This window comes from Sphingopyxis sp. C-1 (genome assembly GCF_001047015.1).
Classification (GTDB): domain Bacteria; phylum Pseudomonadota; class Alphaproteobacteria; order Sphingomonadales; family Sphingomonadaceae; genus Sphingopyxis.
The window spans coordinates 1,704,878-1,727,474 of record NZ_BBRO01000001.1; the positions used below are offsets into that span (position 1 = coordinate 1,704,878).

The following is a 22,597-nucleotide window of genomic DNA, read 5'->3' on the forward strand; positions in this document are numbered from 1 at the left end:
GTTCAGTCGTCGCGCCCAAGTGCAAAGCGCATGCCGTGCAACATCGCGGCGGGTGCCGCCGACACATGGTCGTCGTGCGCGAAGGCAATGTGGTGCAGGGCGGTGGCGCCCGCGTCGCGTAGCGCGTCGGCAAACTCGCGGGCGGCATCGACCATACGCGCGCTTCGGATCTGCGCCTGTGCTTCCGCGAGCGTCACGCCGAGGCCCTGGGGAATGCTGGCTGGCAACTCTTGCTCGCGCGCGCCTACGTCGACGAAGATGCGCGGTTGGTCAGGCAGGGCGGCGAGGCTGTCCTTGAACGCCGGCAGTGCGGCAAGGATCGCGAAATCGTTCCACCACAGCGATGGGCTACTGATGATGAAGGCAGTGAAGCTATCGGGGCGGGTGAGCAGCGCATGCGCAGCGAACAGCCCGCCGAGCGAATGGCCGAACAGAATATGCGAACCCCCCGCCGTTTGCGGGTAGCGCTGCGCGATCGCCGGTCGCAGCGTATCGACCAGAAAGGCGAGGAAGGCGTCGGCGCCACCACCTGCCGCGCCGCCGATGGCCGCGCCGATTCCGCCAAGGCTGGCGAGCGCGTCGGCGCCGATGGGTGGGGTCAGGTCGGCGGTGCGCCGCTTCAGGAATTCGGCGTAATCGGCGTCGTAACCGATGCCGACGACATAATGCGCGGGAAAACCCGCTACGCTGGACACCGCGCGCGCGGTTTCTGCGGCGAGGCCGAATAGCATGTCGCCGTCGACGACATAGAGGATGGGCACATCAGCTTCGATAGCGGGGACCGCCGGCGCCGCGACGCTGATCATGAACTGACCCTCCCCCGACGGATGGGGCAGGGTGAATTGTTCCAGGGACGCGCGAACCGAGAAGGCCATCGATTTTCTCCAAGCTGGGGCGGCGTTTGCGTCGAGTCCCGTCCCGTCGTCTGGCTCTACATCAACTCCATTTACAATAAAGTCAACTTGTTTATAATGAGTCGAGCAAACGGATCGGGAGAGCGACATGAGCGGCGCGATAGCAAAGGTCTCCGATGGGGAATCTGCCCGCGCGGCAGTGTGGGCCTGGTACGGGCTTGTCGTGCTGCTGATGACGACGCTTTTCGCATTCGTCGTGCGTCAGATGCTCAGCCTGATTGCGCCGTCGCTACAGACCACGCTGGGTTTCAGCGACTGGCAACTCGGTATGCTGCAGGGGCTGGGGATGGCTGTATTCGCCAGCGCTGCGAGTTATCCGATGGGCTGGCTCGCCGATCGCTTCGGCCGCCGCCTGATCCTTGCGCTCGGCGTCGCCTGCTGGTCGCTCGCGACTGGGCTCAGCGCGTTCCAGGACAGTTTCGGTGGCCTGTTCGTGGCGACGATCGGTATCGCGATCGGCGAGGCGGGGCTCGCGCCGATCGTTTTCGCGCTGATCCCCGACTTGTTCCCCGAGCGGCAGCGCAATACCGCGAACTTCATCTTTTACGGCGGCTCGCTGCTCGGCGCGGGGCTCGGCATGGCGTTTGGTGGCGCCTTGCTGCAATGGCTCGCGGGGGCGCCGGATGTGCTGCCGACCTGGCTCGCCGGGGTCGACAATTGGCGGATTGCGATGATGATCATCGCGCTGCCCGGGCCGCTCTTCTTCCTGCTTGTGTTGACGATGCCGGTTGCAAAAATGACGGCTGCGAACCCCGGGGCCGAAGCGGACTGGGGCGCGTCGCGTGACTTTCTGCCCTATGCCCGCGCGCATTGGCGTACGCTCGCGTGCGTCTTCGGGTCGATCTTCGCGATGGCCGTCGCGATGACTTCGGGGGTGATGTGGTTCCCGCTTGCCTTGCCGCGGGCGTTCGGGATCGACCCGGCAACCGTGGGGGTGGGGCTCGGCACTGCGATCACCGTCGCGACGCTTGTCGGCGTGTTGCTCGCACCTGCGCTGCTCCGGCTGCGGCGCGGCGACGCCGAGCTCGACTCGCTACGCGTCGCGGCGATCTTCGTTGCGCTGACCCCGCTGCCTGCAGTGCTGCTTCCCTTCACGGCCTCGGCTTTTCAGGCCTATCTTGTTGCCGGGGTGCAGGGCGCGCTCGGCATCGCCGCCTCCTCGCTGATGCCCGGGGTGTTGCAGAATCTCGCGCCGCCACCGCTGCGCTCCCGCGTGCTCGCGCTGCTCGGCATCGTCAACGCTCTGGCGCTCGCCGTTTCGCCGCTCGCGATCGGCGCGCTGTCAGGGCTTATCGACGGACCGCGCGGCATGTTGCAGGCAATCGCGGTGGTCAGTCTGCCGTCGCTCATTCTTTCGGCCGTGCTGATGATGCTCGCGCCCCGGCCCTATGCCGCTACGTTGCGTGCAATCCGCCCGCACCCTTCGCAGGAGACGATGTGATGATGACCGGCTCGGCCGACGCGGCGCCCGCCGATATGACCGCGATGCAGGCGTCGCTCGCCGACGGCCGCACGACGCCCCCCGCCTTGGTCGAACAGGCGATCGAACGCGCCGAGGCGGCTAATCAGCAATTGAACTTCATCGCCTGGCGTAATTTCGAGCGCGCGCGAGAGCAAGCCGCCGCGCCGCGGTCGGGTCCGCTCGCGGGCATACCGACGCTGATCAAGGACATGCTCCCTGAAAAGGGGCTGCCCGCCGCCTTCGGTTCGGCGGCGCTTCGCGATTTCATCGCGCCGGTCGATGCTCCCTATGCGCAGGCGATCGAAAAAGCCGGCCTGATCTCGATCGCGCGCTCGTCGATGCCGGAGCTGGGGCTCAACGCAGTAACCGAATCGCCACTGGTCGGCCCGACGCGCAATCCGTGGAACGTCGACCATACCCCCGGCGGCTCATCAGGCGGCGGCGCGGCGGCTGTCGCGGCGGGAGTCGTGCCCGTCGCGCACGCCAGCGACGGGCTCGGATCGATTCGCCACGGCGCGGCGCCTTGCGGGCTCGTCGGGCTCAAACCCTCGCGCGGGCGCAATGCGGGCGAAGAGGCGTTCCGCGCGATCACCGACCTGACCGTCAACGGCTGCGTCAGCCGCACGGTGCGCGACAGCGCGGCGTGGCTCGCGGCGACGCAGACGCACGACCCCGCATGCCTGCCGCCGATCGCGCCGGTGAACGGGCCGATCGAGCATCGGCTGCATGTTCACGCCTATAGCCGCATCATGCGCACCGGCGCAGCGTCCGATGCGAGCGTCGCGCGCGTTTTCGGTGAAGCGATCGCCTTGCTGGACCGGCTGGGCCACAAAGTGTCCGACGCCGCGCCGCCGTTCGACGGCCCTGTCGCGATGGAGCTGCTCGGCGACATTACCGAGGGCATGTTCGCGCGGCGCCTGGGCATGCTGTCGCAACAGATAGGTATCGGATTGCGCGCAGACGATCTCGAGCATCGTTCGGCGACGCTTATCGCCGCGGGGGAGGCGATGAGCGACGCGCATTACACCGCTGCGTGGTCCGCGATGGAGGGCGTGGTCGCCGCCTATCTCGCGCGGCTCGAGGAGGTCGACATATGGATGACCCCGACGCTGGGCACCGAGATTCCTCGGATTGGCGTCTTTGGACCCGATGTTGCGTGGGGCGATCAGCGAAATCCGCTGATCGACTATGCCGGCTATTGCTGGATCGACAATTTCGCAGGCACGCCGGCAATCAGCCTGCCGGTCGGGTTCAGCGACAACGGGCTTCCCGTCGGTGTTCAATTTGCGACGCGTATCGGCGGAGAAGGATTGCTCCTGGCGCTCGCATACCAGCTTGAAGCCGTGCTGGATTGGCCACGTCAACTGCCGCCGATCTGGGTGGGCACTTAGCCTTGGGCCAGATATGGGCGGTCGCGCAAATTGCGTAGGCGCCGGGCGCCGCTCCTCAATATCTAGCGTCGCGCGTTCGGTCGCTTCGGCATCGAACCTATCTCAAGGTGCAGGTCTGCCTGCCCTTGAAACGGCGCCGCCCTGTCGGAGCGCACGATATCGGCAGCCGCCCAAAAGCGCGATCCAGGTCTCACAATATGCAAAGCAAGAGGAGACCGACATGACTCTCGACACAATATTGCAATCCGATCGCCCCCGCCTCGACGAGCCGGTGCCGTCGCGCTACGCGCTGCAGGTCGGCGACATCGACGTGCTGGTGATCAGCGACGGCGTGCTGCCGATCCCGGCCCATGTACTCGCGCATAATGTCGCTCCGGACGTCCTCGACACATGGCTCGACGAACAGTTCCTGCCGCAAGGGGTGGCCGAGTGGCCTCTGAACGTCCTTGTCGTGCGCAGCGGTGAGCAGACGATCCTCGTCGACGCGGGGCTTGGCATGGATCCGAACCTGAAACTGGAAAAGGCCGGACGTCTGGTGCAGCGGCTGGAAGCGGCCGGGATCCCCCTCGATTCTATCACCGACGTCGTCATCACCCATATGCATATGGATCATATCGGCGGGCTGACAATCGACGGCACGCACGAGCGCATGCGCCCCGACTTGCGCGTGCATGTCGCTGCGGCCGAAGTCGAATTCTGGAACAATCCCGATTTCTCGAAGACCGTGATGCCCGAAGGGTTCCCCGACGCGCTGCGCGGCACGGCCAAGCGGTTCATGGAACAATATGCAAGCCAGATCCGGACCTTTGAGACGGAAGTCGAGGTGGCGCCGGGCGTCACTGCCGAACTGACCGGCGGCCACACGCCCGGCCATTGCATGGTCCGCGTCGCATCGGACGGCGAGCGGCTGACATTCGTCGGCGACGCCATCTTCCAGGTCGGGTTCGATCAGCCCGGCTGGTACAATGGTTTCGAGCATGATCCGGAAGAATCCGAGCGCGTCCGCGTCAATCTATTGCGCGAGTTCGCGGAGACGCGCGAGGCATTCGTCGCGACGCACCTGCCGTTCCCGTCCATCTATCATGTGGCGGTTGCGGGCGATGCGTTTCGTGCCGTGCCGGCGGTCTGGGACTATTGATCGCCGATCGCTTCCCTGATTGAAAAGGCGGCCGTGGTTCGGGTTCGAACCACGGCTGTTTCGTTATGGGCTTTTTAAGATGGGCAGCCGGTGCCGCCCGAACGGGCTGTTACAAGGGCCGTCCGGCAAGCCAGATGGCGAGGTTTCGGACATATCGGCGGATAGACCGTTGTGCCTCGGGCGAAGAGGCGAGCGAATGGCCGGGCTTTTCGCTGACAAAGGTGGGGCAGCCCATCGCGGGGTTCCAATTATAGTCCGCGAAATGGTGGAAGGTTGACTGGGCGAGGGCCGGACCGCCGCTGGCGGATGGCTCGAACGCGACGGCCAGGTTGAAGCGATTGCCGCTGGCCTGGCTCACCCCGGTGGCAATGACGCGCGCCGACGTCTCGTCATCGGGAACGCCAACGGCGCCTTCGTGCGGATGGGCCGGTAGGTAGCGGATCAGGCCATCGGCCGCGTCGGGATCGCTGAGCAGGGAATGTGGCGGCTCGGAGATCGTGATCGTCTGAAAATCGCCATTCGCGCCCGAATGATAGTTGGGCCAGAGAATATAATCGGTCTCGCGATCGTCGGCGACGTGGCGGCTCGGGTCGGGCTCGGGGCGCGTGCTATGGAAAAAATGCGCGTTTCCGACGCCACCCAAGGTGCAGACCGAACTGCCGAGGTCCATATGGTCGCGCGTTACCAGCAGGCCGCGGCCACTTTCCCTGAACCGGCTGATCGCCTCGCAATCCTCGCTGGTCAGGCCGTCGCCGACATCGACCGCAAAAAGCCAGAGCTGGTCAAAGTCGGATTGGTCGATCGTCGACAGGATGGGATCGGGCGCGCCGGGGGCGGTGCGGTCGCGCGCGGTCACGGCACATAGGGGCTGCCCATCGTCATCGGTGAGGCCCGACAGATAGTCGCGGAGCAGCGAGAAGCGACCGATATGCCAGTCATCCTCGATCGGCGGGATGGTAGTCTGAAGCAGGATGCGAATGGGGGAGGGCACAGGTTTTCCTTTTATCTGAGTATGAGTCGTCCAAGCTTAAACTAGGCGTTTGGACGGAAAGGTTCAGACCCAAGAGATTGCCGACCTATTGTACCATCGGCGATGCGGCCGTTTGGGGCCCTGCGTCGGACCTGAGCTTTCGGACAATATTACCCATCCCTGTGGTTGGAATATCGCAAGGCCTTCCGATCGCTGCAGAAAGTTCCTCCCATGCGCAAAGCCCTGTTCGCCGCCGCCGTCCTTTTTGCCTGCCAGCCCGGTGCGCTCGCCATCGCATCACCCGACGCCAGCGCACACACGCAAGGCGCGATCCGCGACGGTAAGATCGAGGTGAATGGCGTCCAATATCATTATCTGATCGCCGAGGGGCGCGGCGAGCCCGTCGTGCTGCTGCACGGCTGGGGCGAGACGTCCTATATGTGGCGGCATGTGATGCCGGCCTTGGTCGCGCGCGGACATACGGTAATCGCGCCCGATCTTCGCGGTCTGGGCGATACCGCGCGGCCCGCGGCGGGATATGAAAAGGCGAATATCGCCCGTGACATCCGCGCACTCATCGGCGCGTTAGGGCTGGGGCCGCGCGTCGCGGTAGCGGGGCACGACATGGGCGGAATGGTCGCTTATGCCTATGCCGCGCAATATCGCGATCAGGTGTCGAGGCTTGTCGTCATGGATGTGCCGCTGCCTGGGATTGATCCGTGGAAGGAGATTTCATCGACGCCGCGGACCTGGCATTTCCGTTTCTTCGGCGTCCGCGACCTGCCCGAGATGTTGATTACGGGGCAGGAGAGCGAGTTCATCCGCTGGTTCCGCGGTGTCGAAGCAGTGAACACCAGCGCGCTGACCCCGGAATCGGAGGACTTCTACGCGGCCGCCTATGCACGCCCCGGCGCGCTGCGTGGTGGCTTCGAATATTATCGCGCGTTTGCACAGGACGAGATCGACAATCGCGCCTTTGCCAAGCAGCCGCTGAGTATTCCGGTGCTTGGCCTTGGTGCGACGGGCGGGTTGGGCGAGACGATGGGCGTTCTGCTGCGCAACGTGGCGCGCGATGTGAAGACGGTGATCATCACGGATTCGGGTCACTGGGTCGCTGAAGAACAGCCTCAGCAGGTGATCGACGCGCTGACCGGCTTCATTCCCGCACCTGAAAGATCTTGAGCAGGATTTTGCGTAGGATCTGGCCTCAGTTCCAGTCGCGCGCCAGAAAGCGGGCTTTCGCACCGCCGAGGACACCGATTGCGCGGTCGATGTTGCGATGCCGTGCTTCGTCCGATTTCAAATTGGCGAGATAGCGCAGGACTTCCTTGCGGAGACTGGGCGTGAGGCTGTCCCAGCGGGCCTTGGCCACCGCATCTGCATCGAGCCGCGCCGCGAATTCCGGGAGCATGGCGTCCTGCGGGCCGCTCTGATAATCGGAATCGAATGCGACTGCCACTTCGACGGTGTCGCCGACATTGGTGCCCGAGGCCTTGCGGACGACCCCGTCGAGATAGAGGTAAAAGCTCCCGTCACCAGTGGGCATCATATTCACACGCCAGGCGGGATCGGGCTGGCCGTTCACCTGGACGAGAACGGGGAGGGGCTTTTTCCAGTCCGGCTTGATCCGCTGCGCCTGCGCGGCGTTGACGAACACATAAGGATTAATTCCCCGGAGTTCGATCTTCGCGCTGAATTTCATTTCCGGGGGACGGATCAGTCGATCGTGCTCGCGAGCTCGCGGTTGAGCCACAGCGCGACAAGGGTGACGATCGCGCCTGACAGGAGATAGCCGCCCGCTGCGATCAGCCCGTACTGGCTGGACAGCCACAGCGCGATCATCGGGGCGAAGCCAGCGCCGAACAGCCATGCGAGGTCGGAGGTGAAGGCCGAACCCGTATAGCGGTGGCGTGGCTGGAAGTTTGACGAGAGCGCACCCGAAGACTGGCCGAAGGACAGGCCGAGAAGCGCGAACCCAAGGATCATGAACGCCGCCTCGCCGAATTCACCCGCGTCGAGAAGCTGCGGCGCGAAACCGCTGAACGCCGCGATGGCGGCAGCGGTAGCGCCGAGCAGGGTGCGGCGACCTATGCGATCGGCGAGAATGCCCGACGCGACGATCGCTCCGATACCGACCACCGCAGCGATCGCCTCGATCATCAGAAAGCGCACAGGGGTTTCGTCGGTGAACAGGAACACCCACGACAGCGGATATACGGTGACCATGTGGAACATCGCGAAGCTGGCGAGCGGGGCGAAGGTGCCGACGACGATCGTCTTCCATTCCGACCGCACCGTTTCGAGCAACGGCGCGGGCTCAAGCGCACGATTCTCGAACAGCTCGGCATATTCGGGAGTGACGACGATGCGCAGCCGCGCGAAGAGCGCGACGACGTTGATAGCGAAGGCGACGAAGAAGGGATAGCGCCAGCCCCAGGCGAGGAAATCCTCCGCCGGCAGCGCTGCGATCAGGAACATGAAGAGCAGGCTGGCGACGATCAGGCCGAGGGGCGCGCCGAGCTGCGGGATCATCGCGTACCAGCCGCGGCGGTTTTCGGGCGCATTGATCGCGAGCAGCGAAGCGAGGCCGTCCCACGACCCGCCGAGCGCTACGCCCTGTCCCATGCGGAACAGCGCGAGAAGCAGCGCGGCGCCGATGCCGGCCGATTCATAGCTGGGGACGAAAGCGATGGCAGCGGTCGAGCCGCCGAGCAGGAACAGCGCGATTGTGAGCTTGGCGCCGCGGCCATAAGCGCGGTCGATCGCGGTGAAGATGATCGTGCCGACGGGGCGCGCCACAAAGGCGAGGGCGAAGATCGCGAACGACCAGAGCGTGCCCGTCAGCGGATCGAGATGCGGGAAGACCAGCTTTGGGAACACCAGCACCGACGCGATGGCATAAACGAAGAAGTCGAAGAATTCGGAGGTGCGGCCGATGACGACGCCGATTGCGATCTCGGCAGGGTCGATGCGGTGGCTGCCGTCGTCGTGGAGGGCGCGGGCGTCGCGTTCGACCTCGGTAGTGGGCACAGTATCGGCAGCCATGGTAACAATCCTTGAGCTGGCGCCCTCCGCAAGACAAGATGCGGCGGCACGAGTCGGTCATAGGGCAAAATCGCCCGGAATGAAAATGCCCCTGCGCGATGAAGAGCGGTCGCGGGATTGGACAAAATGTCCTATGTGCAGTGCAACAAAGGAGGCCTAGGCGCGCATCATGCCAAGCAATCTCCCCCGTTTTTCCGCCCGATTGCGGCTCTTGCCGCTGCTCGCCGCGCTGCCCCTGTTGTCGGGTTGCGGGCTGATCGTGCTCGATCCCGCCGGCGACGTCGCGCGTCAGCAGGGCGACCTGATCGTCCTGTCGACCGTGCTGATGCTGCTGATCATCGTGCCGGTGATGGGGCTGACGATCTTCTTCGCGTGGAAGTATCGCGCGTCGAACAAGGAGGCGACTTACAAGCCCGACTGGGACCATTCGACGCAGCTTGAACTGGTCATCTGGTCGGCGCCGCTCTTGATCATCATCTGTCTGGGCGCGGTGACGTGGGTCGCGACGCATTTGCTCGATCCCTATCGCCCGCTCGCGCGCACGGGGCCGGGTCAGCCGGTGGCGGCGGAGGCAAAGCCGCTCGACGTGCAGGTGGTTGCACTCGATTGGAAATGGCTGTTCATCTATCCCGAACAGGGCGTTGCTACCGTGAACGAACTGGCATTGCCGGTGAATCGGCCGGTGCGTTTCCGCATCTCCTCCTCTTCGGTGATGAACAGCTTTTACGTGCCCGCGCTGGCGGGGCAGATTTACGCGATGCCGGGAATGGAAACCAAGCTGCACGGCGTGTTCGATAAGACCGGCAACTACGAAGGCTTTTCGGCCAATTATTCGGGCTGGGGCTTTTCGAACATGCGCTTTGCGGTGAAGAGCCTGCCCGCGGGCGAGTTCGACAAATGGGTCGCAGCGACGAAGGCATCGGCCGAGGGAGACCTCAGCCGCGATACTTATCTGAAGCTCGAAAAGCCCACCCACAAGGAACCCGTTCGCCGCTTCGCCGCGAGCGATCCGCAGCTCTTTGATGCGGTCGTCAACATGTGCGTCGAGCCCGGCAAGATGTGCATGCACGACATGATGTCGCTCGACGCCGCCGGCGGCGCGGGCATCGCCGGCATCGGCAATGTCCGGCAGGTCACCTATGACAAGTTTGCCGCGCGCGGGACGGTTGATGCGGCGCGCTGGAGCATGCGTTACGTCGCGGCCTATTGCAGCTCGCCGGTCATGTCGAACGACCGCCCCGACGCCAAGCCGGTCGCGCCGGAGAAGCTGAAGGGCGAGGGGCTTCCCCATCCTTCCAAGCCCGAACGCACGGCGCTGCGCGCACCCGCCGCCGAACGCCCGATGTCCTGAACGAGCCGAGACCCCCATGACCATCCCGCATCCCGCACCCGAAACCGGTCCGATCCTTGGCAAGCTGTCGCTCGAGGCGCTGCCGCTGCACGAGCCGATCCTCGTCGTCACCTTTATCGGCGTCGTCCTCGGCGGCATCGCCGTGCTCGGCCTGATCACCAAATTCCGCCTCTGGGGCTATTTATGGAAAGAATGGTTCACGACCGTTGACCACAAGCGCATCGGGATCATGTACATGATCCTGGGGCTCATCATGTTCCTGCGCGGCTTTGCCGATGCGATCATGATGCGCCTGCAGCAGGCGATGGCGTTCAATGGGTCCGAAGGGTATCTGACCCCGCATCACTACGACCAGGTGTTCACCGCGCACGGCGTGATCATGATCTTTTTCGTCGCGATGCCGTTCATCACCGGGCTGATGAACTATATCGTGCCGCTCCAGATCGGTGCGCGCGACGTCAGCTTTCCCTTCCTCAACAATTTCAGCTTCTGGATGACGACCGCGGGCGCGGTGCTGACGATGATCTCCTTGTTCATCGGCGAATATGCGCAGACCGGCTGGCTCGCCTATCCTCCGCTGTCGGGGATTGCCTACAGCCCTAATGTCGGCGTCGACTATTATATCTGGGGCTTACAGATAGCCGGCGTCGGCACGACGCTGTCGGGCATCAACCTGATCGTCACGATCCTGAAGCTGCGCGCGCCGGGCATGGGCCTGATGAAGATGCCCGTCTTCACCTGGACCTCGCTCTGCTCGAACATCCTGATCGTCGCGAGTTTCCCGATCCTGACCGCGACGCTCGTGCTGCTCAGCCTCGACCGTTATGTCGGGACCAACTTCTTCACCAACGACCTCGGCGGATCGCCGATGATGTATGTGAACCTGATCTGGATCTGGGGCCATCCCGAGGTCTATATCCTGGTGCTGCCGCTGTTCGGCGTCTTCTCTGAAGTCACCTCGACCTTCTCTGGCAAGCGGCTCTTCGGCTATACGTCGATGGTCTATGCGACGATCTGCATCACGATCCTCTCGTACCTTGTCTGGCTGCACCATTTCTTCACCATGGGATCGGGGGCCAGCGTCAACAGCTTCTTCGGCATCACGACGATGGTGATCTCGATCCCGACGGGCGCCAAGCTCTTCAACTGGCTCTTCACGATGTACCGCGGCCGCATCCGCTTCGAACTTCCGATGATGTGGACGATCGCCTTCATGCTCACTTTCGTCATCGGTGGCATGACCGGCGTGCTGCTCGCCGTGCCGCCAGCCGACTTCGTGCTCCACAACTCGCTGTTCCTGATCGCGCACTTCCACAATGTGATCATCGGGGGCGTGCTGTTCGGCCTGTTCGCGGCGATCAATTACTGGTGGCCCAAGGCGTTCGGTTACAAGCTCGACGTGTTCTGGGGCAAGGTCAGCTTCTGGTGCTGGGTCGTGGGCTTCTGGGTCGCGTTCACGCCGCTCTATATCCTCGGCCTGATGGGCGTGACGCGGCGCATGCGCGTGTTCGACGATCCCAGCCTGCAAATATGGTTCGTGATCGCGGGCATCGGCGCGCTGATCGTTGCCGCGGGCATCGGCGCGATGCTGGTCCAGTTCGGTGTCAGCATCTGGCGTCGCAAGGAACTGCGCGACACGACGGGCGGCGATCCGTGGGAAGGCCGCACGCTCGAATGGGCGACCAGTTCGCCGCCGCCCGACTATAATTTCGCCTTCACGCCCGTCATCCACGACCTTGATGCCTGGTACGACATGAAGACGCGCGGGCATCAACGTCCAGTCGATGGCTATCGCGACATCCATATGCCGAGCAACACCGGCACGGGGATGATCCTGTCGGGCTTCTGCCTCGTCATGGGCTTCGCCCTTGTCTGGCATATCTGGTGGCTGGTGGCGCTGAGCTTTGCAGCGACGGTCGCGGGCGCGATCTATCACACCTTCAACTACAAGCGCGATTTCGACATTCCGGCGGCGACGGTCACGGCGGTCGAGGAAGCGCGTACCCGCCAGTTGGCTGCCGGAGCCTGATGCGATGAGTGCCAAGACCATGACCGCAGACGAGCCCGTCCAGTTCTACGACCTCGACGAGCACGCACATCCCGAGGGGCACAGCACGATGCTGGGCTTCTGGATCTACTTGATGAGCGATTGCCTCATCTTCGCGATCCTCTTTGCCTGCTATGCCGTGCTCGGCGGCAGCTATGCCGCCGGACCGGCGCCGAAGGATCTGTTCGACCTGAAACTAATCGCGCTCAACACCGCGATGCTGCTCTTCTCGTCGATCACTTACGGTTTTGCGGTGCTCCAGATGCAGCAGGGCAAGGTGAGGGGAGTTCAACTTTGGCTCGCGATCACCGGGTTCTTCGGCTTGGCCTTCCTCGGGATCGAACTCTATGAATTCCATCATCTGATCGAGATTGGTGCGGGCCCGCAGCGCAGCGCCTTCCTGTCGAGCTTTTTCACGTTGGTCGGCACCCACGGGCTGCACGTCACCTTTGGTATCATCTGGCTGGTCACTTTGATGTTCCAACTGTCGAAGCACGGGCTGATCGCCGCAAACAAGCGCCGCGTGATGTGCCTCAGCATGTTCTGGCACTTCCTCGACGTCGTGTGGATCGGCGTCTTCACCTTTGTCTATCTGATGGGAGTGCTGCGATGAGCGCCGATCCCGCCCACAACGTTTCTGGCGCGCACGGTCATGATGAGATCGAGATGCCGCACGCGTCGATGCGCGACTATGTCATCGGTTTCGTCCTGTCGGTGATACTCACCGCCATACCCTTTTGGCTGGTGATGACGATGCCGCTGAGCGCCGGTGCGACGGGTGCGATCATCATGGGCTTTGCGGTGGTCCAGATCGTCGTTCACATGGTCTTTTTCCTGCACATGACGCCAAAGGCCGAGGGCGGCTGGTCACTGACCTCGCTCGTCTTCACGATCATCGTCGTCGTGATCATGCTGGCGGGGTCGCTGTGGGTGATGCACCACCTCAACACCAACATGATGCCGATGCCGCACGAGCCGACCAGCCAGGCTACGGGTCAGGTGCCGTGAAACGCACCCGCCGCGCGGCCTTTGCCGCAGCGGCGCTGATCGCGGCGATCGGCCTCGCGGCGCTCGGCGTTTGGCAGCTCGAACGGCGCGTGTGGAAACATGAACTGGTCGCGGCGGTCGAAGCGCGCATTCATGCGGCGCCGGTGGCCGCGCCCGGGCCTGGCGCGTGGGATGCGGTCGACGCAAAGGATGACGCCTATCGCCGCGTCACCGCAACGGGCGTTTTCCGCCATGATCGCGAAACGCTCGTCCAGGCGGTCACCGATCGCGGGCCCGGCTTCTGGGTGCTGACGCCGCTGGAAACGCCGAGGTTCGCCTTGCTGGTCAATCGCGGTTTTGTGCCCAAGGACCGGCGCGACGTGACGACGCGCGCGGTGGGGAACGTCACGGGACCTGTGACGATAACCGGGCTGTTGCGCGTCACCGAACCCGCGGGCGCATTCCTGCGTTCGAACGATCCGGCGGCGGGCCGTTGGTTTTCACGCGATGTGGAAGCAATCGCGAAAGCTAGGGGGCTCAGCAATGTCGCGCCCTATTTCATCGACGCCGACGCTTCGCCGAATCCCGGCAGCTATCCCGTCGGTGGGCTGACCGTGGTGCGTTTCCCCGACAATCATCTGGTCTATGCACTGACGTGGTTTGCGCTTTGTGCGCTCAGCCTCTTTTTTGCCTGGCGGCTGTGGCGTATTCGCGATTGATGACCAGTTCGACGATCTTGCCGGCCGCGCCAGCTCGAGTCCCCGCCGGGCGCCGCAACATGACGCTGCTGATCCAGCTTCGTTGGATTGCGGTCGGCGGGCAACTTGCGACGATCGGGATCGTCAGCGGGCCGATGGGTATATCGCTTCCACACGCCCCCCTGCTTGCCGCGATCATGGTGCTGATCGCGATCAACTTTGCGAGCATTGCCTTGCTCCGCCGCGGCCGCGCGGTGACCAATGCGGAATTGACTGCGGTGCTGCTGTTCGACGTTGCCGCGCTCTGCTGGCAACTTCACCACAGTGGAGGGCTGGCCAATCCTTTCGCCTCGCTGTTTCTATTACAGGTCGTGATTGGTGCGATCCTGCTGACGCCGCGTTCGTCGTGGGCGATCGTCGCGGCGGCGCTGGCAGCACTCGCGGCTTTGCGTATCGACCCGACGCCGCTCTTGTTACCGCCGCCCTATGCGGCCGATCCGATGGGGCTGTATCTGAAGGGCAGCTTCGTCTGTTTCCTGCTGATCGCGGTGCTGTTCGTGGCCTTCGTTACGCGGATCAACCGCAATTTGCGCGACAGCGATGCGGCGCTCGCGGCGAGCCGTCAGCGTGCCGCCGAGGAAGATCATATCGTGCGCATGGGCCTGCTTGCATCAGGCGCCGCGCACGAGCTAGGGACGCCGCTCTCGACGCTTTCGGTCCTGATTGGCGACTGGAAGGCCGCACCGCGGCTCGCGAAGGACCGCGAGATGCAAGAGGACCTCGCCGACATGGATGCGGCGGTACAGCGCTGCAAGGCGATCGTCAGCGGCATCCTGATGTCGGCGGGCGAGGCGCGCGGCGAGGCGCCGCAGCTCACGACGATGCGCGCTTTCCTGATCGACATCGTCACCGGATCGCGCGCGCTCCGCCGCCCCGGCACGGTCGAGTTCAACGACCGCTTCGGCGTTGACGTCGCGATCGTATCGGACCCCGCGCTGCGGCAGGTGATCGACAATGTGATGGACAATGCATCCGAAGTGTCGCCCGACTGGGTCGGTGTCAGCGCGACGCGCGACGGCGATATGGCGGTGATAGAGATCGCGGATCGCGGGCCCGGGTTCAGCGACGAGATGCTCGCGAATTTCGGTCAGCCCTATCGTTCGACCAAGGGGCGGCCGGGCGGCGGGCTTGGGCTGTTCCTGCTCGTGAACGTGCTGCGCAAGCTTGGCGGCGGGGCGACGGTGGCGAACCGCGACGCGGGCGGCGCCTTGGTGCGGATCACGCTGCCGATCTCGGCGGTCGCGCGGCCCGGTGGAGAAACGACATGAGCGAGGCCACGAACGACGGGCGGAAATTGCTGATCGTCGAGGACGACGAGGCGTTCGCGCGGACGCTGAAGCGTTCGTTCGAGCGGCGCGGCTATGTGGCAAAGGTCGCGCACAGCCCCGAGGAGATGGACGAGATATTGCAGAGGTTCCGTCCAGGCTATGCCGTCGTCGACCTGAAGCTCGGCAGCGCGTCGGGGCTTGCGTGCGTGCAGACGCTGCGCGCGTCGGACGCGATGATGCGGATCGTCGTGCTCACCGGCTTTGCGAGCATCGCGACGGCGGTCGAGGCGATCAAGCTCGGCGCTTCCTATTATCTCGCTAAACCGTCGAATACCGACGATATCGAGGCGGCGTTCGACCGCGCCGAGGGCAATGTGGAAACGCCGGTGGGCGACCGCCAGTCGTCGATCAAAACCGTCGAATGGGAACATATCCATCAGACGTTGGTCGAGACCGATTTTAACATATCGGAGACCGCGCGGCGGCTGGGGATGCACCGTCGCACGCTCGCGCGGAAGCTGGAAAAAAGGCAGATTCGTTAGCGCTACATGCGCCGACCAAGACCGTTCGCCCTGAGCCTGTCGAAGGGCCGCTCTGTCTTTTGACATTGCAAGAAGAAGAACGGTACTTCGACAAGCTCGGCACGAACGGTTTTGGATACGGCTGCGCCGCTATTTCTTCTCGACCAGTTCGCGCAGCAGGAAGCCGTGGAGCATGGCGGCGCGCACCGCATCTTCGGCATGGTCGGCGCCGACCGAATGGCCGCCCTCCAGATATTCGTGATAATAGACGCGGTTGCCGTTCTCCATCAGCCGCGCGGCAAATTTGCGGGCGTGGCCGGGGTGGACGCGGTCGTCCTTGGTCGAAAGATAGAGGAAGATCGGTGGGTATTTCACGCCCTTGCGGATGTTGTGATAGGGCGAATATTTCGACAGGAAGGCCCAATCCTCGGGCACGTCGGGATCGCCATATTCGGCGACCCACGAGGCGCCCGCGAGCATCTTGTCGTAACGCCACATATCCTTGATCGGCGATCCCGAGATGACGGCGCCATAGAGATCGGGGCGCTGCGTCATCGCCGCGCCGACAAGCACGCCGCCGTTCGATCGGCCGGAGATTGCGATCTTGCCCTTCGCGCTGACCCCGGTTTTTACCAGATCCTCCGCGACCGCATGAAGGTCGTCGAAGCTGTTCTGGCGCTTTTCGCGCAGCGCAGCCTGGTGCCAAGCGGGGCCATATTCTCCGCCGCCGCGGATGTTGGCGAGGACATAGGCGTTGCCGTCCTCGACCCAGAACAGGCCGAGCGGGCCGGCGCGATAGGGCTGGCCGGTGAGATATCCCGGCGTCTGCGCCGCGCGGAAGCCGCCATAGGCGTGGACGAGCGCCGGGACGGGGCCGGTCGAGCCCTTTTTTCGGGCGATGAAATAAGGAATTTTGGTGCCGTCCTTCGACGTAGCGAAACGTTTTTCGACGGTCATGTCCTTGGCGTCGAAGGTTGCGGGCAGGCTCTGCACCGCCTGCGGCGCGGCGGTTTCGGACACGGCGTAAAGCGTCGGCGGCATCAGCATCGTCTCGGCGCTCGCGAAGATCGTATCGCGCTTGCCGATCGCGCCCGCGATGTTGACGGTCGCGTTGGCGGCGAGCGGAACCTCCTTCTGACTCCAACTGCCGGTCTTCGGGTCGCGGCGCAGCGCGAAGAGCTTGCCCTCCACATGGTCGAGCGCCTTGACCCAAAGGATATTGTCGGTCGCCGAGACATCCTCGATCGCCTGAGCCTTCGTCGGCGCCATCACCGGAATGATCGGCACCTGCCGGTCCGCCGCCATGTCCTCGAGCGACAGCGAAATCAGCGAGCCCGCGGGAAAGCCGGTCCCGAAATCCTTGTTTAGAAAGACGATTGCCTGTCCGCCGAGCACATCGCGAAGGCTGGCGGTGTCGGGAATGATCGTCGAATGATAGCTGTCACCGCCAAGGCCGCGGATCAGGTAATCGGTGGTGTAGAAGGTCTTGCCGCGGCTGATCATCGGCCAGCGCTTGCCGCCGTCGACAAGTGCGAAGACGTTCATTCCGACATCTTCCTGCTCGCCCTCGGCTACCGTCGCCGCCGACGCGAGCGGGGTGCCGCGCTTCCAGCGTTTGACGATGCGCGGATAGCCCGAAGCGGTCATGCTGCCCGGACCATAATCGGTCGCGACGAGCAGGGTGTCGGCGTCCTCCCATGTCACGCTGCTCTTTGCCTGCGGCAGCGTGAAGCCGCCGCCGACGAAGCTTTTTGTCGTGCGGTCCCATTCGCGAACCACGTCGGCGTCGGTGCCGCCGGGACTGACCGAGACGAGGCAGCGCTTGTAATCCGGCGCAAGGCAGTCGGCGCCATGCCAGACCCAGCTCTGTTTCTCCGCTTTGCCGAGCGCGTCGACGTCGATGAGCGTCGTCCAGACGGGCTTGCCCGCGAGATAGGCATCGAGCGGACTCTGGCGCCAGATGCCGCGTGGATTGTTTGCGTCGCGCCAGAAATTGGTGATCATGTCGCCCATCACTTCGCCCGGCTCGGCGATCTGGCGGTCGTCGTCGAGGATTTCGCGCGCACGCTTGCGGTCGGCCTCGAAACCCGGGCGACCGGTGATCAGCTTGTCGGTTGCCGCATTTTCCTTTTTGACCCAGTCCAGCGCCTTCGCGCCCTCGATATCTTCAAGCCAGAGGTACGGGTCCTTGTCTTGCGGCGCGGCGGTCGCAACGGCGGTTATCGAACAGCTTAGGGCAAGCGCGGCAAGGCTGGCGCGGATCATTCAATAGTCTCCCCTGGGGTGTGGCGGCGCTGTGTTAGCAGCATTGAACACCCCAAGGGAAGAAGGCGCATCGCCTATTGGTCGATGATGATCGTACCGGGGTGATGCTTGTCGAGATGTTTCTTGATGATCTTGAGATTGCGCGTGTTCGAGCGGAAGAAGAAGTCGAACGCGTCGCCAACGACCGGGACCGCGCCGAGTGCGGTATCGACGCCCAGATTGCCGACCATGCGCCAGACCTTCCATTTCGGCATGCCGAGGTTGCGCGCTTCCCAGATCAGATAGGCGCCCATTGTCGCCGCGATCACATCGCCGACGACAGGGACGAGCCCAACGATTGCATCGAGGCCGACGGGGCGGTTGATGCCGGGAATGACGAAGCTGCGTTCCAGCAGGATTTCCAGTGTCTCGACGCGCTTGCGCAGCGCAGCCGGATCGTTGCGATTGGAAATCAGCGCGTCGAAAAGCGCATCGGGATTCGGGGTCGAAGGGGCCATCGGGGTCCTTTCAAAAGCGCTCGAACTTGCAGCGCCGCTGTATTAGTTAGGTAAGGCAATCACATGATTCAATGGGTGCTGCGCGCGGCCATTTGCGCGGAGGCCCGTCAGGCGCTGGGACGCGACAGACCAACGCAGCGGAGTCGCGAGCGGAATGAAAGGGGCATAGCGTCCGAGCACCGCTTCGGCCTCGCTAACCTGAACCCGACGCTGGCCGGCGTCGATATTGACCGTCGCCTGGTCGATCAGCTCCTGCGCCTCCCGGTTGCAGAGCGTATCGCGGCGGCACGACAGGCGGCGCAGCGCCCACAGCGCATCGTCGTTCGGCGCAACTTCGTCGATGAGCCGGAGGTCGGCGGTTGCCGCCATCGCGACGCGCTGACTTGGCACACCGACCGCCTTAAAGTCGGCCGACACATAAGCAAAAAGGATGCGACCGCCGGGGGTGTCGGGAACCGCGATGCGCAGCGGCTCGATCGCACGCCCGGCGGCGCGCCAGGCGTCGACGGCGCGCTTTGCCTGCGCGATCCGCGAGGCCTCGTCATATTCTGCCCAGGCGGGCACGAGTGGTGCGGGGCCGCCATCGCGTGCATAAAGTGCCGGGCGGAGCGTGACCTGCGGTTGCCATTCGGCGAGCCCGAAAGCTTCGATCAATCGCTCGCGACGAATTGCGCGGACCAGCGCGTCGCGGTTGGCGTCGGTCGCAAGGAAGCCTTCGGCGCGAACGAACGACAGACCGAACAGGCCGGGGACCGGGTCGACGACCAGGCGCGATCGGCCGATGTTCGACGCGGCGAAATAGGGCAGGGTCGAAAAGCGGCCGCCGACGACACCGTCGGCATAGCCATTCTTGAACCGCGCAAGCGCCCCGGCGGGCGAGGTGCCGGTGAGTTCGATCGAGGCGGCGGGGTCGTTTGCGGCTGCTTCGGCCGCCTCGGGGTCTTCGGCAAGTGGATCGGGAACGGGCGAAAGCAGCACTGCGCGGCCGATCTTGCGCGCGCGCATCGGGCCCCAACCCATGCCCTTGTTGACGATCGCCATCGAGGGCTGCGCGAGCAGTTCGAGGATCGCGGGCTGCGGCACTGCAAGGCGGATTTCGATGACGGTATCGGTCATCGCCTTGATCGTATCGACCTCGGGAAAGTCGTTCTTCAGCACATGCCGGCTCGCGGGAGCCAGATAGGACCGCAGGATCGCGGCGACATCCTCGGCCGTCACCTTGCGACCATTCGTCCATTTGGCCTCGCGCAGGCGGAAGATATAGCTGCGCCCGTCGGTCGTTACGGTCCAGCGATCTGCGAGGCCGGTGTCGATCTGGCCTTCGCCGTCATAGCTGACGAGGCCCTGCGATGTCGCATCGAGCAGCGCGGCATTGGCGGAAGACAGCTCGCCATTGAGCGGGGTCGCGGAGGGATTGAGCGTGCCGATTGCGGCGATCTTGACCGGGCCGCGTTCGCCGAACAAGCCGCAGCCGGTCAGCGCGAACGGGGCGGATGCGGCGAGCAGCAGGGCGGCGGCGGGACGGACGAAAGGCATTGCGCAGCACCCTAGGACGGGGCGCGGCGCAAGGCCATGCCCTATATCGGCCGATTATCCGCCGACCAAATAAGGTGGCGGGGGTCACTTCCGATTTCTGTCTGGTGCGGACGGCGGGACTTGAACCCGCATACCCAGAGGATGGCAGATTTTAAGTCTGCTGCGTCTACCGATTTCGCCACGTCCGCGTGACCGACGCCGGTCAAGCCGATGGACCGATGGAGGTCAAGCGATGTTTGACGCTTCACGCCATGCTGTGGCTCGGCTAGATGCCGTGCCATGACTCCAGTCCTCGAAATTTCCGGTCTCGGAAAAACATATAAAAGCGGTCACAAGGCGCTGAGCGATGTCGACCTGACGATCAACAAGGGCGAGATTTTCGCGCTGCTCGGGCCGAACGGTGCGGGGAAGACGACGCTGATCAGCATCGTTTGCGGGATCGTGACGGCGAGCAGCGGGACGGTGATCGTCGGCGGGCACGACCATGCCCAGGGCTATCGCGCGGCGCGGACGATGATCGGGCTGGTGCCGCAGGAATTGCACACCGACGCGTTCGAGAGTGTGATGGCGACCGTCAGCTTCTCGCGCGGGCTGTTCGGCAAGCCCAAGGATCCGGCGTTCATCGAGCAATTGCTGCGCGATCTGTCGCTGTGGGACAAGCGCTCGGCGAAGATCATGGAATTGTCGGGCGGGATGAAGCGCCGCGTGATGATCGCGAAGGCGCTGTCACACGAGCCCGAAATCCTGTTCCTCGACGAACCGACCGCGGGCGTCGACGTCGAGCTTCGCCGCGATATGTGGAACATGGTGCGCGGGCTTCGCGAACGCGGCGTCACGATCATCCTCACGACGCACTATATCGAGGAGGCCGAGGAAATGGCTGACCGCGTCGGTGTGATCACCGGCGGGCGGCTGATCCTCGTCGAACAGAAGGACGAACTGATCAAGAAGCTGGGGCGTAAGACGCTGACGCTCAACCTTGTCGAACCGCTCGCGGCGATCCCCGAAGAGCTGGCGCAGTGGAAGCTCGAACTGACGGGCGACGGCAATGAGCTGGTGTATGAATTCGACAGCCGCGCCGAGGCGACGGGGGTGCCTTCGTTGCTCAGGCGGATGACCGACATCGGCGTTCAGTTCAAGGATCTGCACACGCGCCAAAGCTCGCTCGAGGATATTTTCGTCGGGCTGGTGCATGATTCGAACGGTGCGAAGGGAGAAGCCGCATGACCGCGAACTGGCGCGGTGTGCGCGCAATCTATGCCTTTGAAATGGCGCGCTTCGGCCGCACCTTCTGGACCAGCCTGATGTTGCCGGTGATCACCACCGCGCTCTATTTCGTCGTCTTCGGATCGGCGATCGGCAGCCGGATGACCGAGGTCAGCAATGTCCCCTATGGCGCGTTCATCGTGCCTGGGCTGATGATGCTCACGATGTTCACCGAGAGCATCAGCAACGCCTCGTTCGGCATCTATATGCCCAAATGGACGGGGACGATCTACGAAATGCTGTCGGCGCCGCTGTCGCCGCTGGAGACGGTCATCGCCTATGTCGGCGCCGCGGCGACCAAGTCGGTGGTCATCGGCTCGATCATCTTTGCGACCGCGCACCTTTTCGTCGACGTGCAGGTCGCGCACCCGCTGCTGATGGTCGCCTTCATGATCCTGATGGCGGTGACATTCTGCCTGTTCGGCTTCATCATCGGCATCTGGGCGCAAAGCTTCGAGCAGCTTCAGGTGATCCCGATGCTGGTCATCTATCCGCTCACCTTTCTGGGCGGCGCTTTTTACTCGCTCGACATGCTGCCTGCCGCCTGGCGGACGATCACGCTGTTCAATCCCGTCGTCTATCTGATCAGCGGGTTCCGCTGGACCTTCTTCGGCAAGGGCGACGTCGGGATCGAAGTCAGCATGAGCGCGGTCGCGCTGTTCCTGGCGCTGTGCCTCGGTGTGATTTTCTGGATGTTCCGGACGGGATACCGGCTTAAGAACTGAGCCGGCAGTCCATAGACTTTACCGACTTCGTCATCACGGCGCAGGGTGTTCGGAAGGCACGTGGCTCCGAAACACGATCTCATGGCATTCTATTGACGCGCCGACGAGAATCCGGCCTGCGCCGGAATGACAGCTAGCAAATGCGGAAAATTCAGCCGTTCAGGCGTTCGCGCATTTCCTTGCCCGGTTTGAAATAGGGCACGCTCTTCGCCTTCACATCGACGGAGGCCCCTGTTCGGGGATTGCGTCCGACGCGCGACTCGCGCGATCGGGTGGAGAAGGCGCCGAAGCCACGCAGTTCGACACGCCCGCCCGAGGCGAGCTGATCGACGATGGAATCGAAGAATGTGTCAACGATGCGCTCGACTTCCTCTAGCCGCAAATCGCTGTTTTCGCTCGCGATCTTCTGAACCAGTTCTGACCGGATCATCTGCTTCCCCTATTATGTATAGCCAC

General features: G+C 63.7%; 21 protein-coding genes and 1 tRNA gene. 13 read left to right on the forward strand and 9 right to left on the reverse strand.

All coding sequences use genetic code 11. From position 1 onward, the window contains the following. Positions 1-2: 2 nt before the first annotated feature. Positions 3-806 carry an alpha/beta hydrolase gene (locus SC1_RS07830; protein WP_193749131.1) on the reverse strand — a complete coding sequence of 268 codons (804 nt, stop codon included), beginning with the start codon at positions 804-806 and terminating at the stop codon, positions 3-5. A 196-nt stretch (positions 807-1,002) separates the two neighbouring features. Between SC1_RS07830 and SC1_RS07835 the strand changes: the two genes are divergently transcribed. From SC1_RS07835 to SC1_RS07845, 3 genes are all read left to right on the forward strand, one after another. Further along, positions 1,003-2,355: an MFS transporter gene (locus SC1_RS07835; protein ID WP_062179758.1), complete on the forward strand. Its 1,353-nt coding sequence runs from the start codon at positions 1,003-1,005 to the stop codon at positions 2,353-2,355. Then, entirely contained in the window at positions 2,355-3,767 is a 1,413-nt protein-coding gene (locus SC1_RS07840; protein WP_062179761.1) for an amidase, read from the forward strand. The genes SC1_RS07835 and SC1_RS07840 overlap by 1 nt, the downstream gene beginning before the upstream one ends. A gap of 220 nt (positions 3,768-3,987) precedes the next feature. Next, a complete protein-coding gene (locus SC1_RS07845) occupies positions 3,988-4,905 on the forward strand; it encodes an MBL fold metallo-hydrolase (protein ID WP_062179764.1) in 918 nt (305 codons plus the stop codon). A gap of 109 nt (positions 4,906-5,014) precedes the next feature. Here the strand turns inward: SC1_RS07845 and SC1_RS07850 are convergent, their stop codons facing one another. Then, positions 5,015-5,896 (reverse strand): hypothetical protein, encoded by an 882-nt coding sequence (locus SC1_RS07850; protein ID WP_062179767.1) that lies wholly within the window; start codon positions 5,894-5,896, stop codon positions 5,015-5,017. Positions 5,897-6,106: 210 nt separating this feature from the next. Here SC1_RS07850 and SC1_RS07855 point away from each other — a divergent pair, with 210 nt between their 5' ends. Beyond that, a complete protein-coding gene (locus tag SC1_RS07855) occupies positions 6,107-7,057 on the forward strand; it encodes an alpha/beta fold hydrolase (RefSeq protein ID WP_083435906.1) in 951 nt (316 codons plus the stop codon). Positions 7,058-7,082: 25 nt separating this feature from the next. On the opposite strand, the gene SC1_RS07860 is transcribed toward SC1_RS07855, so the two are convergent. Then, positions 7,083-7,577 (reverse strand): YdeI/OmpD-associated family protein, encoded by a 495-nt coding sequence (locus SC1_RS07860; protein ID WP_062179773.1) that lies wholly within the window; start codon positions 7,575-7,577, stop codon positions 7,083-7,085. Between the two features lie 14 nt (positions 7,578-7,591). Next, complete coding sequence (locus tag SC1_RS07865) at positions 7,592-8,920, reverse strand: MFS transporter (RefSeq protein WP_062179776.1); 1,329 nt, start codon at positions 8,918-8,920, stop codon at positions 7,592-7,594. 169 nt (positions 8,921-9,089) lie between these two features. On the opposite strand from SC1_RS07865, the gene cyoA reads away from it, so the two are divergent. The 7 genes from cyoA to SC1_RS07900 are packed head-to-tail and all read left to right on the forward strand — an operon-like array spanning position 9,090 to position 15,873. Continuing rightward, positions 9,090-10,271, forward strand: coding sequence for a ubiquinol oxidase subunit II (cyoA, locus tag SC1_RS07870; RefSeq protein ID WP_062179779.1), 1,182 nt, complete (start codon positions 9,090-9,092; stop codon positions 10,269-10,271). Between the two features lie 16 nt (positions 10,272-10,287). Next, entirely contained in the window at positions 10,288-12,300 is a 2,013-nt protein-coding gene (gene cyoB / locus SC1_RS07875) for a cytochrome o ubiquinol oxidase subunit I (RefSeq protein ID WP_062179782.1), read from the forward strand. Between the two features lie 4 nt (positions 12,301-12,304). After that, entirely contained in the window at positions 12,305-12,931 is a 627-nt protein-coding gene (gene cyoC / locus SC1_RS07880) for a cytochrome o ubiquinol oxidase subunit III (RefSeq protein WP_062179787.1), read from the forward strand. Then, a complete protein-coding gene (gene cyoD / locus SC1_RS07885; RefSeq protein ID WP_062179789.1) occupies positions 12,928-13,326 on the forward strand; it encodes a cytochrome o ubiquinol oxidase subunit IV in 399 nt (132 codons plus the stop codon). The genes cyoC and cyoD overlap by 4 nt, the downstream gene beginning before the upstream one ends. Then, on the forward strand, positions 13,323-14,024 hold the full coding sequence (locus tag SC1_RS07890; RefSeq protein ID WP_062179790.1) for an SURF1 family protein: 702 nt from the start codon (positions 13,323-13,325) through the stop codon (positions 14,022-14,024). The genes cyoD and SC1_RS07890 overlap by 4 nt, the downstream gene beginning before the upstream one ends. Beyond that, entirely contained in the window at positions 14,024-15,331 is a 1,308-nt protein-coding gene (locus tag SC1_RS07895; protein WP_062179792.1) for an ATP-binding protein, read from the forward strand. Before SC1_RS07890 ends, SC1_RS07895 begins: the two co-directional genes overlap by 1 nt. Beyond that, complete coding sequence (locus tag SC1_RS07900; RefSeq protein WP_062179793.1) at positions 15,328-15,873, forward strand: response regulator transcription factor; 546 nt, start codon at positions 15,328-15,330, stop codon at positions 15,871-15,873. Before SC1_RS07895 ends, SC1_RS07900 begins: the two co-directional genes overlap by 4 nt. Positions 15,874-16,002: 129 nt before the next feature. On the opposite strand, the gene SC1_RS07905 is transcribed toward SC1_RS07900, so the two are convergent. From SC1_RS07905 to SC1_RS07920, 4 genes are all read right to left on the reverse strand, one after another. Further along, positions 16,003-18,117, reverse strand: a complete 2,115-nt coding sequence (locus SC1_RS07905) for a prolyl oligopeptidase family protein (protein WP_062179795.1) — start codon at positions 18,115-18,117, stop codon at positions 16,003-16,005. A 74-nt stretch (positions 18,118-18,191) separates the two neighbouring features. Further along, entirely contained in the window at positions 18,192-18,614 is a 423-nt protein-coding gene (locus tag SC1_RS07910) for a DUF4112 domain-containing protein (RefSeq protein ID WP_062179798.1), read from the reverse strand. Positions 18,615-18,656: 42 nt separating this feature from the next. Then, positions 18,657-20,150 (reverse strand): ABC transporter substrate-binding protein, encoded by a 1,494-nt coding sequence (locus tag SC1_RS07915; protein ID WP_062179803.1) that lies wholly within the window; start codon positions 20,148-20,150, stop codon positions 18,657-18,659. A 102-nt stretch (positions 20,151-20,252) separates the two neighbouring features. Then, positions 20,253-20,338: transfer RNA gene (locus tag SC1_RS07920), tRNA-Leu, on the reverse strand. A gap of 91 nt (positions 20,339-20,429) precedes the next feature. Between SC1_RS07920 and SC1_RS07925 the strand changes: the two genes are divergently transcribed. Next, the gene (locus tag SC1_RS07925) at positions 20,430-21,377 is read left to right on the forward strand and encodes an ABC transporter ATP-binding protein (protein ID WP_062179805.1); all 948 of its coding nucleotides are present in this window, start codon (positions 20,430-20,432) and stop codon (positions 21,375-21,377) included. Then, positions 21,374-22,141 (forward strand): ABC transporter permease, encoded by a 768-nt coding sequence (locus SC1_RS07930; protein WP_062179808.1) that lies wholly within the window; start codon positions 21,374-21,376, stop codon positions 22,139-22,141. The genes SC1_RS07925 and SC1_RS07930 overlap by 4 nt, the downstream gene beginning before the upstream one ends. A gap of 151 nt (positions 22,142-22,292) precedes the next feature. On the opposite strand, the gene SC1_RS07935 is transcribed toward SC1_RS07930, so the two are convergent. After that, a complete protein-coding gene (locus tag SC1_RS07935; protein ID WP_062179812.1) occupies positions 22,293-22,571 on the reverse strand; it encodes an integration host factor subunit beta in 279 nt (92 codons plus the stop codon). Positions 22,572-22,597 lie beyond the last annotated feature (26 nt).

Excerpts from the sequence above, each read along its gene's own strand:
- SC1_RS07930 (WP_062179808.1), top strand. The coding sequence starts at position 21,374 with ATGACCGCGAACTGGCGCGGTGTGCGCGCAATCTATGCCTTTGAAATG.
- SC1_RS07835 (WP_062179758.1), top strand. The coding sequence starts at position 1,003 with ATGAGCGGCGCGATAGCAAAGGTCTCCGATGGGGAATCTGCCCGCGCG.
- SC1_RS07905 (WP_062179795.1), bottom strand. The coding sequence starts at position 18,117 with ATGATCCGCGCCAGCCTTGCCGCGCTTGCCCTAAGCTGTTCGATAACC.
- cyoB (WP_062179782.1), top strand. The coding sequence starts at position 10,288 with ATGACCATCCCGCATCCCGCACCCGAAACCGGTCCGATCCTTGGCAAG.
- SC1_RS07900 (WP_062179793.1), top strand. The coding sequence starts at position 15,328 with ATGAGCGAGGCCACGAACGACGGGCGGAAATTGCTGATCGTCGAGGAC.
- SC1_RS07830 (WP_193749131.1), bottom strand. The coding sequence starts at position 806 with ATGATCAGCGTCGCGGCGCCGGCGGTCCCCGCTATCGAAGCTGATGTG.
- SC1_RS07935 (WP_062179812.1), bottom strand. The coding sequence starts at position 22,571 with ATGATCCGGTCAGAACTGGTTCAGAAGATCGCGAGCGAAAACAGCGAT.
- SC1_RS07910 (WP_062179798.1), bottom strand. The coding sequence starts at position 18,614 with ATGGCCCCTTCGACCCCGAATCCCGATGCGCTTTTCGACGCGCTGATT.
- cyoD (WP_062179789.1), top strand. The coding sequence starts at position 12,928 with ATGAGCGCCGATCCCGCCCACAACGTTTCTGGCGCGCACGGTCATGAT.
- SC1_RS07895 (WP_062179792.1), top strand. The coding sequence starts at position 14,024 with ATGACCAGTTCGACGATCTTGCCGGCCGCGCCAGCTCGAGTCCCCGCC.
- SC1_RS07855 (WP_083435906.1), top strand. The coding sequence starts at position 6,107 with ATGCGCAAAGCCCTGTTCGCCGCCGCCGTCCTTTTTGCCTGCCAGCCC.
- cyoA (WP_062179779.1), top strand. The coding sequence starts at position 9,090 with ATGCCAAGCAATCTCCCCCGTTTTTCCGCCCGATTGCGGCTCTTGCCG.
- SC1_RS07925 (WP_062179805.1), top strand. The coding sequence starts at position 20,430 with ATGACTCCAGTCCTCGAAATTTCCGGTCTCGGAAAAACATATAAAAGC.
- SC1_RS07840 (WP_062179761.1), top strand. The coding sequence starts at position 2,355 with ATGATGACCGGCTCGGCCGACGCGGCGCCCGCCGATATGACCGCGATG.
- SC1_RS07845 (WP_062179764.1), top strand. The coding sequence starts at position 3,988 with ATGACTCTCGACACAATATTGCAATCCGATCGCCCCCGCCTCGACGAG.
- SC1_RS07860 (WP_062179773.1), bottom strand. The coding sequence starts at position 7,577 with ATGAAATTCAGCGCGAAGATCGAACTCCGGGGAATTAATCCTTATGTG.
- SC1_RS07865 (WP_062179776.1), bottom strand. The coding sequence starts at position 8,920 with ATGGCTGCCGATACTGTGCCCACTACCGAGGTCGAACGCGACGCCCGC.
- SC1_RS07915 (WP_062179803.1), bottom strand. The coding sequence starts at position 20,150 with ATGCCTTTCGTCCGTCCCGCCGCCGCCCTGCTGCTCGCCGCATCCGCC.
- cyoC (WP_062179787.1), top strand. The coding sequence starts at position 12,305 with ATGAGTGCCAAGACCATGACCGCAGACGAGCCCGTCCAGTTCTACGAC.